Source organism: Paraburkholderia sp. AV2 (assembly GCF_054968425.1).
In genome coordinates, this window is the sequence record NZ_JBANLK010000015.1 from 114,981 (window position 1) to 126,234 (window position 11,254).

Consider the following 11,254-nt stretch of genomic DNA (forward strand, 5'->3'; position numbering starts at 1 on the left):
GACTTGCAAGAAGGCCACATGAAGTTGTCAGTTGACAACCAACGTTACCCCGCATACACTGAGGCAGTTGATGAGACGTCCACATCCGAGGAAAGAGATAGAAGCTGCGCTGCAGTATGCCGAGTCGAACGGCTGGATGGTGCGGCCAAAGAAGGGCAATGGCCATGCGTGGGGACGGATTTACTGTCCCTACAACGATGCAGATTGCCGTTGCGGGGAATTTTGCATTACGAGCGTATGGAGCACGCCTCGCAGCGCCGCGAATCACGCGGCGCACCTGATGCGGGTCGTCAGCAACTGCACGACTCACCGTCCAGAACATGCCCCATGTGGCGCAAGCGCTCACGAGCCGGAGTAACTCATGGAATACGCTTTCACTCTCAAATACCAGTTGACGGCAAGCGATTGCGATCACGAAGCGCTTGTCGAACGGCTTGGCGAGGCGGGCTGCGATGACGCCACCCCGGGTATCGGGCAACCAGGGCGGATCGCTCTTGCGTTTACGCGCGAGAGCCCTGACGCCTGGACGGCTATCCGTACTGCTCTTCAGGATGTGAAGCAGGCCATTCCGTCCGCTCGCCTTATCGAGGCGGCGCCGGATTTCGTCGGTTTGACAGACGCCGCCGACGCAACCGGCATGTCCCGTCAGAACATGCGCAAACTGATGCTCGCGCACGCCACGGACTTTCCCGCGCCGGTGCACGAAGGCAACCCCTCGTTGTGGCACCTGTCCGACATTCTTGCGTGGCTGAACGACCGGGACGGCTACAGCATCGACGCCGACCTGCTCGACATAGCCAGTTCCGCAAAGCAGGTCAATCTGGCAAAAGATGCGCGTGAAAGAGAACCCCTCGCCGGCCGCGAGCTCGAGGGGTTGGTCGCCTGACCGGCATCCTATTCGCGAAACGGGAGCGCACCCTCGCCTTGCTGCCCTTCGGCGCGCATGTCGAACACGTTTAGCGTCATCGCCACGAGCGCGTAGTATCCCAGCAAGCCAACGAGATTCACCGTCACCTCGCGCCCAAACCGCTCTATCGTCCGCGCGTACGTCGCGTCCGATACACGCCTGGCATCGTACAGCTCGGTCGCGAACGCGTAGATAAGCGCATCGTCGGGATCGTCGAACTGCGGCGTCACGCCCGTGCGAATCTGCTCCGCCAGCGCAGCGGGCACGCCCGCCTCGAGCGCGATCGGATAGTGGATATACCACTCGGCCTGAGCCTGCCAGCACGCCGCCGTCACGAGTATCGCCAGTTCCGAAAGGCGCAGCGGCAAACCCGTGCGATAGCGGCAAAACGCACCCAGGCGCTGGGCGTGCTGCGCCAGTTCAGGGCTGTAGATCCAGCCAAGAAACGGTCCGTTCAGGTTGCCGCGTGGACCGGAGAGGATTTCATCGAGCACGGTCTTCTGTTCCGGCGTCGCCTGCGAGGCGTCGAAAGCGGGAAGCCGCGGGTTCCGCAATTGCGTCATGGATGAACTCCGAGAGTCAGAAAGCAAGAATCCGCGCTCACGCTGCGCGCGACACACCCGTTGCGGCAAGCGCGCCGTCGATCGCGTCGGCAAGGCGCTCCGCGATGGCATCGATATCGCGCGCCGTGCAGATGAACGGCGGTGCGAGCAGCACGTGGTCGCCATGCTTGCCGTCCACCGTGCCGCCCATCGGATACACCATCAGGCCTCGCGCGAACGCTTCGCGCTTGATCGCCGCGTGCAGCTTCAGCGCAGGGTCGAAGGTCGCTTTCGTCTCGCGATCTTTCACCAGTTCGACGCCTACAAAAAGCCCGCGTCCGCGCACGTCGCCCATATACGGATGCGCCGCGTAGCGTTCGCGCAGATTCGCGCGCAGTTGCTCGCCGCGTGCGAGCACATTGTCGAGCAGCTTCTCGTCGGCGATCACGTGTTGCACCTCGAGCGCCGCCGCGCAGGCGGTGGCGTGACCGATATAGGTATGGCCATGCTGGAAGTAGCCGCTGCCGCCGACAATCGTGTCGTAAATGCGCTGGCTGACGAGCGTCGCGCCGATAGGCTGATAGCCGGCGCCAAGGCCCTTGGCGATGGTCAGCAGGTCCGGGCTCACCCCGTCTTCTTCGCAGGCGAACAGGTAGCCGGTACGACCCATGCCCGACATGATCTCGTCGAGGATCAACAGCACGCCGTAGCGGTCGCACACCGCGCGGATCTTGCGGAAGTATTCCCGCACCGGCGGCACCGCGCCGGCCGTTGCGCCCACAACCGTTTCCGCCACGAACGCGGCAACCGTCTCAGGCCCGAGTTCGAGGATTTTCTGTTCGAGCTCGTCGGCAAGGCGCTGGGCGTAGACCTCGTCGGATTCGCCTTCGCGGCGCTCGCGATACGCGTAGCACGGGCTCACGTGATGCGACTCGATCAGGATCGGCAGGAACGGCTCGCGGCGCCAGGCATTGCCGCCGATCGCCAGCGCGCCGAGCGTGTTGCCGTGGTAGCTCTGGCGGCGCGCGATGAAATGGCGGCGCGCCAGTTCGCCTTTCTCGACGAAGTACTGGCGCGCGAGCTTGAGCGCGGCTTCGATGGCCTCCGAACCGCCCGACACGAAATAGACGTGATCGAGCCCTGCCGGCGCGGCGGCGATGAGGTGATCGGCCAGTTGCTCGGACGCTTCGGTCGTGAAGAACGACGTGTGCGCGTAAGGCAGTTGCTCCGCCTGGCGTTTGATCGCACCGATCACGCGCGCGTTGCTGTGGCCGAGGCACGAGACTGCCGCGCCGCCACTCGCGTCGATGTAGCGCTTGCCGGTGGAATCGATGATTTCGATGCCGTCGCCCGCAACCGCTACGGGCAGCGTCTGCTTGGGCATCCGATGAAAGACATGGGTCATGGGGTTCTCTCGATGCGGTGAAATGAAATTCGTCGGAACGGCGCTGTCAGCGGCGGGCCTCAGCAGCGATGAAGCGATCGAACACGCGCCGGCCGTCCTGCCAGACGCCGAAGCCGACACCCTCGGCGCCAATCGTGAAGCAGGCTGTCGCGAGCGTGTTCTCGTCGTCGGGATCGTGCGGATCGTCGCGGAAAATCGGCAGACCGTCTCCGGCCCGGTCTTGCAGTACGCCGACGAGTGCGTCGCCGTCCGGCTGCGTGTCCAGCGCCGGCAGCAATTCGGCAAGGCGAATCTGACGATCGCGCGACGAGTCGGTCACGATCTGCGCTTCGCTCTCGCAGCCCGCATGAATCAGGTGGTTAGCATGGCCGGACGGCTCGTCCAGCGCTGCGATCGAGCAGCGTTGCGCGGTCGCCTCGACGCTGTGGACGCGCACGCCATCCGCCTGCGCGCCGCCAATCGTGTGATGAAAACCGCTCGCGCGGGGGGTGTCGCGTAGCAGCGCAAGCGCCTCGTCGAGCGTCGCCGCGTCGAGCACGGCGCGCGCGAGTATCATGCGCGGCACGCCGGCGCGCGGCGCGCGAATGCGCACATTGTTGATTGTCTGGGCAAGACCGGCTCGGGTAGCCGCGAAGGTGTGGCCGGGCAGCGAGCCCGGATAACAGAAGCTGACGAAGCCGGGCTTGCCCTCGGGCTGCACGTCGACGAGGAAGCAGCGGCCGCGCAGATAAGGGTCGCCATCTTCGTTGTGCGCGATCAGCGCTCCCGCCGGCGTGGGGGCCGCGACGGTCGTGCATCCGTCGGGCACCCGATGGATCAGTTCGCCGCGGCAGTTCCAGAGGAACACATCTTCCGCGGGCCAGCCGAGTGCCTCGGCCATGGCATCGAGTTCGGCTACGTAGGCCGGAAAATAGTGTTGTGCGCTATCGCGCAACTGCTGCGCGAACACGCTGCCGCGCCAGCGGCTTACCGCCTGCCACGCCGCGCTCTGCGCCATGTAGGCGTCGAAGATGGGGGCGGCGAGACGGCCAAGCTGCCGCCCTATCGCCTCGGACGTGCCGCCCAAGGGGTAACACTTCAGTTCCTGCATCGATGTTCCTGGTTCCATCGGGCCCGTGTTCTGGCGCCTTTCCTGTCGGAAAAAACGTCCGAAGAGTGCCCGCCATTGCCTAGGGCCGATTTATACGCCTCATCAACATATGTTGTCAATAATTAATATTTAACAACAAATGACTTACTAGGTAGCGTAAAAGTCCCGGCGGCCTCATCGCTGAAAGCCGCCGTGGCAATGAACAAGGACTGCCGATCGGAAAGCGGGAAAAAGCGCGCGTTCAGCACGCTTCAAGGCACTTCAAGGCACGTAAGCGCCCCGGGCATTGAGCGAGCGCTCGGCCTGTTCGAGCCGCGCGACGGCTTCCGCGCCTTCGAGTGCGAGCAGATGCGCGACGAGCGATTCGGTCAACGCCGTCGCAGCCACGAGCGACGGGAAGAACGACGGGCTCTCGTGCGTGAAGATAAGGACCGTTTCGGCATTGAGCGCAACGGGCGAAACCGCACTATCGGTAATCGCGATCAGCCGGCTCCCCTTTTCCAGGGCCGCTTCGGCCACCCGCACAGCCTCCACCGAGTACGGCGCGAAGCTGACGACGATCGTCGCGCTGTCGCGCTCGATGCCCAGCAGTTGCATTTCGAGCGTGCCCGCCTCCCCGCCCAGCAGCGAAACGGATGGGCGAAACAGCCGATATTCGTACACGAGCCCGAATGCGACCGCGTAGCACGAGCGGAAGCCCGCCACATGAACGTGCTTGACCTTGCGCAGCACGCGTGCAGCCTCGACGATCGCGCGGGCGTTCTGCGCGGCGCTGGCGTCGAGATTGTGCTGCTGTGCCGCGAGCAGGTCGCGCGCGAGCGCATCTTTCGCATTGCCGGCAACGAGCGAGCGGGCGCGGCTCGTGAGCGGCTCGGGCCGCGTGCGCACACGTGCGACGAACAGGTTGCGCAACTCGTTCCAGCCGGGAAAGCCCAACTGCTGCGAGAGGCGCACGAGCGAAGCGGGCTGCACGTTGGCGCGCTCGGCGATCTTGCGCATCGACGAGACGGCCACTTCGTCGGGGTGATCGAGCAGGAACGCGGCCCCCGTCTGGAACTGCGGGCTCAGTTCGGCGAAGCGCGCGCGGATCAGCGCGGCAAGCTGATCGAAACTGTCGGGCATGCGGGCAACGGTTGGGTGGGCGACAACAAATGTTACCACCGGTGTTGCGGGATGTTGCAGCCCCGTCAGTCGGTTCGGCGTCGCCGGTCGTATTCCCGCAATGCCTCGGCAAGCGCCGTATCCGGCCATTTTTCATCCAGCGCCTGGCGCAGTATCGCCTGCTGGCTCCTCGGCGCGAGGCCGCCGACGGGCGGGTCGCGATCCAGATTGGCCGGAAACGGATAGCCTTCGGCGCAAGATGCAATCACCGCCTCGATTTCCCCATCGGTCATCCGCCCGGCGGCGCGGTCGTCGCGCAGAACGGGAAATAGCGCTTCGCACATCCGCCGGCGATCGACGCTTTCCATCGCGCGGCCGAATGCCGACGAAATCTGCAACAGATTGGCCATGCGCTGGACGTCAGCCGTCCGGTTCGCGCCGGCGGCGTGAAACAGCGCCGGATTGAAAAACAGCGCGTCGCCCTTTTCGAGCGGCAACTGCACGAAATGCGCTTCGAAATACTCGCGAAAATCCGGGCGTCGCCACGCCAGATAACCCTCGGCATAGCGCTGCGAATACGGCAGAAGCTTGGTCGGCCCGCTCTCGACCGGCATGTCGCTGTGAGCAACCGCGCCCTGAAGCGTGAGGAACGCGGAGACCCGGTGCACGTGAGCCGGGAAGCGCTCGGCCTCCCCGGCCGTCAGGAAGCCGAGGTGGTAGTCGCGGTGCGCGAGCTGGGCCTCGCCCCCAGGACGAACGACGTTGACCTGCGAGGTCATCTGATACGCCGGCCCGAGCCAGGCCCCGGCAACCGCCGCGAGCATCGGATTGGCGAAGTAGCGGGCAAACACGGCGGGCGCCTGCAGACAGAGCTTCTCCTGAGCGTTCCAGATGCGGTCATTCGCGCCGGCCTTCGCGAAATGATCGCCCGCACCGTTCCCGTTGGCGCGCTCGGTGCGGATGATCGATTCGAACACGGCAGTCGCTTCGTCGACCGGACCCACGTCGTCATAAGCTCGCTGGAGCACCAGCACGCCGGCCCCGTCGTGCAGAATGCGCGCCCATTCCGCCTGCAGGCCGGCACGCTGCCGTTCATCCGCCACCACGTGGCGCAGGGCGCGGCAGTCGTACAGCGGAATCTGCTGCCCGACGGCGCTGGCAAATCGCAACGGCGTGGGATCTCGCCGTTCGAGCAGCGCCGCGAATTCGTCGAGCGAGCAGCCATGCTCCGTGTACCAACCCTCGCTGCGCGCTTCCGGGTGCGCTTTCAGGTGCGCTTCTGCGCGCATTTCACGCTGGTTCATCGCGTCTCCTTCCCATCCGGTTTTGTGTCAAACAAGCATAACGGCGAGAGCGAAGCGTGAGCTATCATGAATCGATCAAAAACACATCAAGACGGAGGCTTCGAACGTGGCTCACCGGTTTCTGGTCAAGGAGATAGCGCTGCAGGCAGGTGTGGGCCTCGCGACGGTCGACCGTGTGCTCAATGGCCGGGTGCACGTGCGCGAGCACACCCGCAAGCGCGTCGAGCAAGCCATCCGGGAACTCGAAAAGCAGGAATTACAACTGGCTACGGCTAGCCGCAAGCTCGTGGTCGACGTGGTGGTCGAGGCGCCCTCGAGATTCGCCGACGAAATCCGGGATGCCCTGGAAGCCGAATTGCCGGGCCTGCATCCTGCCATCTTCCGGCCGCGCTTCCTGATGCACGAGACCATGAGCACGGAGGACGTCGTCGCGGCACTCCGGGTGATCGGCCGTCGCGGCAGCCACGGGGTGTTTCTGAAGGCGCGCGATGTTCCCGAAATCGCCGAGGCAATCGGCGAATTGCAGCAGCGCGGTATTCCGGTGGTGACGATCTTCACGGACATTCCGCATTCGGGCCGCATCGCCTATGCGGGTCTCGACAATCGCGTCGCCGGCGCGACGGCGGCCTATCTCGTGGGACAGTGGGCCGGCACGCGGCCCGGCAGTGTTCTCATCACCCTGAGCGACGAGCGCTTCCGCGGCGAGGAGGAACGGGAAATCAGTTTCCGGCGGGCACTACGCACGCGCTACGCGCACCTCGCGCTCGTCGACGCAAGCGGCGGACATGGTCTCGACGAAGCGACCGAGGCGCGCGTGCGCGCCGCGCTGGCCCGCCATGCCGATATCACCGCGGTCTATTCGATGGGAGGCGGCAACGTCGCGATCCTGCGCGCGCTGGCAGCGCTGCAGCGCGCGCCGGTGGTCTTCGTCGGTCACGACCTCGACCGCGACAACGTGCGCCTGCTGCGCGAAGGCCGGATCCAGGCAATCCTCCATCACGACCTTCGGCAGGACATGCGCTCGGCCTGCCAGCACGTCATGGGCTTCCACAAGCTGCTGCCTGCCGCCGCCGTGTCGCCGTCGTCGTCGGTGGTCGTCGTCACCCCGGAAAACATTCCGGAACATATCGCCCGCCGCTATGCCCGCCATGGCCGCGATGACCGCTACGACCAGTAAGCGGCTCATGTACCATCGGTCCGATTTCACATACCTCTTATCGGGAAACTCCATATGGCCACGCCTGCTCTCGAACCCGCCGTCACCGTCTATCGTGGCGGCATCGTCGAAAACACCCACCGGGCCCACGTCGCCGTGGTCGATGCGGACGGCCGGCTGCTCTATGCCTCCGGCGATCCGTACCGCGTAACGCTCGTGCGCTCGGCGGCCAAGCCTGCGCAGGCGCTGGCCGTCGTCGAGACGGGTGCGCTCGAGCGCTTCGGCTTCGACGACGCCGACCTCGCGCTCATGTGCGGCTCGAACAGCAGCGAAGACCGGCACGTCGAGCGCACGCGCCAGATGCTCGCGAAGGTGGCGGCGCAGGAGTCGGACATGCGCTGCGGCCCGCACACGCCGTTGTCGGACGCCGTCTACCGCAACTGGATCAAGCGCGACTTCACGCCGGGACCGGCGTGCAGCAACTGCTCCGGCAAGCACGTGGGCATGCTCGCGGGCGCAAGCGCCATCGAGGCTCCGATCGAGGACTATCACCTTCCGGAACATCCGCTGCAGGCGCGCGTGCGCCAGACCGTTGCACAGGCCTGCGGCCTGCCCGACGACGGCGTGCAATGGGCCATCGACGGCTGCAACCTGCCTACACCCGCCTTCCCGCTCGACCGGCTGGCGCGCCTCTACGCGAAGCTCGCCGATGCCGCGGACCATAGCACCGAAGCCGAAGCCGCTTCGCGCTCCGCCGCCCTCGCACGCATCTACCGCGCGATGACCTCGCACCCAGAAATGGTCGCGGGCGAAGGCCGCTTCTGCACGGCGCTGATGGAAACCTTCGAAGGTGCGCTGGTCGGCAAGCTAGGCGCGGAAGGCAGCTATGCGATCGGCGTGCGCGCTTGCCCGCAAACCGCCCCGCACGCCGGGCAGCGCGCGCTGGGGTTCGCGGTCAAGATGGAGGACGGCAACCCGACCGCACTCTATGCGGTCGTCATGGAAGTGCTGGCGCAACTAGGCATCGGCACTGCGGCCCAGCACGCGGCGCTCGCGCGTTTTCGCACGCCGCGGATCACCAATACGAAGGGCGTCGAGACCGGGCAAGTTACGGCAAAGCTCGCCCTGCGTGCGAGTACCTGAAACCGGTACTCGCCCCCCGCCCCGGCGAGCCGCTCACAGCAATGCCACGACCTTCACGTCGCTGCGGTCCGCTGCCGCGACCACCTTGCCGTCCACGCGCCGGAACGTGAGCGTGACCGTCGACTTGCCCACGCGCAGATCGCCGATCTCGAGCCAGTCGATGCCTTCGGGCAGCATCGGTTCCTCGACGCGCACTTCGTGGCGCGCCGCGTCGATCGAAATGCCGAGGCACGCTTCGAGCATCATGAACGGCGAACCGGCCGCCCAGGCCTGCGGCAGACAAGCGACCGGATAAGCCGTCGGCGGCTCGCCGCGGCGGCGCGGGAAACCGCAGAAGAGCTCGGGCAGGCGCATGTCGAAGGTGACCGCCGCTTCGAAGAGCGCCTGCAGCAGACGCACCGCGGCCTCCTTGTGGCCATAGCGCGCGAGCCCGCGCGCGCAGAGCGCGTTGTCGTGCGGCCAGACCGAACCGTTGTGATAAGCCATCGGGTTGAAGCGCGCCTGCCCGGCGGCGAGCGTGCGCACGCCCCAGCCCGTATGGAACAGCGCCGATTCGAGCGTGCGCGCCACGCTGCGGCCGCGCTCGTATTCGGGCAGGCCGAAGGCAAGCAGATGCCCCGCGTTCGAAGCGAGCACGCGGCACAGTTCGCCGTGGCCGTCGAGGGCGATGCCGTAGAAGTCCGACTCCGGCATCCAGTATTTTTCCTCCACGCACTGCCGGATTTTCGAGGCGCGCGCTGCGTAGCGGATGGCTTCCTCGGTCAACCCTCGGTGAGTCGCGAAACGCGCCATCGTGTCGAACGCGGCGCTCGCGTAGGCTTGCACCTCCACGAGCGCGATGGGACCGTCGGGGAAGCGTCCGTCGGCGTGGAACACCGAGTCGTGGCTATCCTTCCAGCCCTGGTTCGCAAGGCCGCCTTCCGATTCGCGCCGGTAATCGAGCAGCCCGAGCGCGTTGCGGTCGCATACGCCCGACACCCACGCCGCCGCGCTTTCGAGCTCGGGCCAGAGTTCGTCGATCAGCGCCGTGTCGCCGGTGCGCTCCACATAGGCGCCCGCCAGCACGACGAAGAGCGGCGTGGTGTCCACGCCGCCGTAATAGAGCGCGAACGGCACCTCGCCCGTTGCGGCCATCTCGCTCTTGCGCATCTCGTGCATGATCTTGCCCGGCGCCGCGTCGCGGAACGCCGAGTTCTCGCGCGCCTGGTGCGCCGCGAGAAAACGCAGCACGCCGCGCGCGAGCGCGGGGGTGAGCCACAGCGTCTGCAGCGAGGTGATGACCGCGTCGCGCCCGAACGGCGTGGAGAACCATGGAATGCCCGCATAGGGATACGGGCCGGTCGGCAGATCCGTGGTCAGCAGGCCGAGGTCGGCGATCGAGCGGTTGATCCACGCGTTGAAAAGCGGATTGCTCGAACGCACGCGCGCCGTCGCGCGGCGGCGCTCGCGCATCACGATGTGCGAGTCGACGAGCGCCGCGCGCACAGCCGCGCGGCCCACGCGCTGCCCTTTCGCGTCGGCAAGGCAATGCTCGGGCTGGATGATGCTCGCGCTCGGCGCGTCGGGCGCGGCGCCCTCCAGCGGCTCGACCGCGATCGCCACGGTCAGGTAGACCGAGTCGCAAGCCTGGGCGGGAAGCGCCACCGAAAAGTCCGCGCGATCCGCGAAGAGCTTGTCCGGCGTGGGCGAGAACTCGATGCGCACGCGCCGCGCGACCTTGTCGCGGCCGATGTACTCGAGCCGCACCTCGCCGTCCTCCACGCGCGCGGGGGCGAGCGTGCCCCGCACTTCGCGCTTGAGGCCGCGCACTTCGAACATGTCGCGGAAGTCGCTCGCAAACGAGATCGAAAGCGGCACGACAGCATCTTCGGTACCGTAGTTCGTGAGCTCGATGGCCTCGGTCATCATCGTGCCCGAGAGCACGCGCGAGCGCTGCACGTGGATCACGCCTTCGGGCGTGGTCGAGCCGCCGAGCGGCGGCAGCGGACGGTTGGTGAGGTGCGCGGTGAAAGCGGTGTTGTCGCTGCTCACGCTGCCCGAGAGCAGCGACGGCACGCGCCCGCCGAAGGTGAGGCGCAGCGACGAGAGCACGCGCGTGTCGTTGACGAAGAGACCGTCGTCGATGCCGGTGAGGTCGCCGAGCGGATCGTTGACGATGAAGGTGTCGCCCGACTTCAGCACATGCTGGGTCGCGCTGGCGACCTCGGGGGTTTCGGGCGCGATGAACGCGCCGTCCGTATCGTGTTCGGGATGATCCACGCCGCCCGAATGGGTGACGCCGCCGAGTGCTTCTGGATCCTGCATCGTCTGGCTCCTGTGCGGTTCGCTTCCGCTCGATTGTAGAGGCTTCTGCCGCGGCCGACGAAACGCATGCCCGAACCGCAAGAAACATGCGCAAAAAAGGCGCCGGCACGCGGATGCGTGCGGGCGCCTCTGCCTCTTATACCGGCAACCGGCAGCCTGCGGGACTTAGCGCTGCGCGATCGGCCTGGCTTCGCGCGACGCGTCGCCGATGAAGAGCTGACGCGGACGGCCGATCTTCTGCTCGGGGTCGGCAATCATTTCGTTCCACTGCGCAATCCAGCCCACCGTACGCGCCATCGCGA

Annotated in this window: 10 protein-coding genes and 1 pseudogene; 4 read left to right on the forward strand and 7 right to left on the reverse strand. The window is 66.2% G+C overall.

The genetic code is table 11. The features are described 5' to 3' along the window. Positions 1-67: 67 nt before the first annotated feature. Positions 68-358 (forward strand): hypothetical protein, encoded by a 291-nt coding sequence (locus tag V8683_RS13520; protein ID WP_462849260.1) that lies wholly within the window; start codon positions 68-70, stop codon positions 356-358. Between the two features lie 3 nt (positions 359-361). Further along, complete coding sequence (locus tag V8683_RS13525; protein WP_411190801.1) at positions 362-886, forward strand: helix-turn-helix transcriptional regulator; 525 nt, start codon at positions 362-364, stop codon at positions 884-886. A gap of 8 nt (positions 887-894) precedes the next feature. Here the strand turns inward: V8683_RS13525 and V8683_RS13530 are convergent, their stop codons facing one another. From V8683_RS13530 to V8683_RS13550, 5 genes are all read right to left on the reverse strand, one after another. Then, on the reverse strand, positions 895-1,470 hold the full coding sequence (locus tag V8683_RS13530) for a carboxymuconolactone decarboxylase family protein (protein ID WP_411190800.1): 576 nt from the start codon (positions 1,468-1,470) through the stop codon (positions 895-897). 37 nt (positions 1,471-1,507) lie between these two features. Then, complete coding sequence (locus V8683_RS13535; RefSeq protein ID WP_411190799.1) at positions 1,508-2,854, reverse strand: aspartate aminotransferase family protein; 1,347 nt, start codon at positions 2,852-2,854, stop codon at positions 1,508-1,510. 46 nt (positions 2,855-2,900) lie between these two features. Beyond that, entirely contained in the window at positions 2,901-3,944 is a 1,044-nt protein-coding gene (locus tag V8683_RS13540) for a C45 family autoproteolytic acyltransferase/hydolase (protein ID WP_411190798.1), read from the reverse strand. A gap of 261 nt (positions 3,945-4,205) precedes the next feature. Further along, positions 4,206-5,066 (reverse strand): MurR/RpiR family transcriptional regulator, encoded by an 861-nt coding sequence (locus V8683_RS13545; RefSeq protein WP_411190797.1) that lies wholly within the window; start codon positions 5,064-5,066, stop codon positions 4,206-4,208. Between the two features lie 65 nt (positions 5,067-5,131). After that, entirely contained in the window at positions 5,132-6,334 is a 1,203-nt protein-coding gene (locus V8683_RS13550; RefSeq protein ID WP_411192484.1) for a phytanoyl-CoA dioxygenase family protein, read from the reverse strand. Between the two features lie 121 nt (positions 6,335-6,455). Between V8683_RS13550 and V8683_RS13555 the strand changes: the two genes are divergently transcribed. After that, the gene (locus V8683_RS13555) at positions 6,456-7,526 is read left to right on the forward strand and encodes a LacI family DNA-binding transcriptional regulator (RefSeq protein WP_411190796.1); all 1,071 of its coding nucleotides are present in this window, start codon (positions 6,456-6,458) and stop codon (positions 7,524-7,526) included. 54 nt (positions 7,527-7,580) lie between these two features. Next, complete coding sequence (locus V8683_RS13560) at positions 7,581-8,648, forward strand: asparaginase (protein WP_411190795.1); 1,068 nt, start codon at positions 7,581-7,583, stop codon at positions 8,646-8,648. 33 nt (positions 8,649-8,681) lie between these two features. Here V8683_RS13560 and V8683_RS13565 read toward each other — a convergent pair whose 3' ends face one another. Then, positions 8,682-10,952: an amylo-alpha-1,6-glucosidase gene (locus tag V8683_RS13565; RefSeq protein ID WP_411190794.1), complete on the reverse strand. Its 2,271-nt coding sequence runs from the start codon at positions 10,950-10,952 to the stop codon at positions 8,682-8,684. Positions 10,953-11,117: 165 nt separating this feature from the next. Continuing rightward, a pseudogene (gene gltA / locus V8683_RS13570) lies at positions 11,118-11,254 on the reverse strand (citrate (Si)-synthase); the annotation flags it as partial.

Coding starts and splice junctions, on each gene's coding strand:
- V8683_RS13525 (WP_411190801.1), top strand. CDS start 362: ATGGAATACGCTTTCACTCTCAAATACCAGTTGACGGCAAGCGATTGC.
- V8683_RS13560 (WP_411190795.1), top strand. CDS start 7,581: ATGGCCACGCCTGCTCTCGAACCCGCCGTCACCGTCTATCGTGGCGGC.
- V8683_RS13535 (WP_411190799.1), bottom strand. CDS start 2,854: ATGACCCATGTCTTTCATCGGATGCCCAAGCAGACGCTGCCCGTAGCG.
- V8683_RS13530 (WP_411190800.1), bottom strand. CDS start 1,470: ATGACGCAATTGCGGAACCCGCGGCTTCCCGCTTTCGACGCCTCGCAG.
- V8683_RS13565 (WP_411190794.1), bottom strand. CDS start 10,952: ATGCAGGATCCAGAAGCACTCGGCGGCGTCACCCATTCGGGCGGCGTG.
- V8683_RS13545 (WP_411190797.1), bottom strand. CDS start 5,066: ATGCCCGACAGTTTCGATCAGCTTGCCGCGCTGATCCGCGCGCGCTTC.
- V8683_RS13550 (WP_411192484.1), bottom strand. CDS start 6,334: ATGCGCGCAGAAGCGCACCTGAAAGCGCACCCGGAAGCGCGCAGCGAG.
- V8683_RS13540 (WP_411190798.1), bottom strand. CDS start 3,944: ATGCAGGAACTGAAGTGTTACCCCTTGGGCGGCACGTCCGAGGCGATA.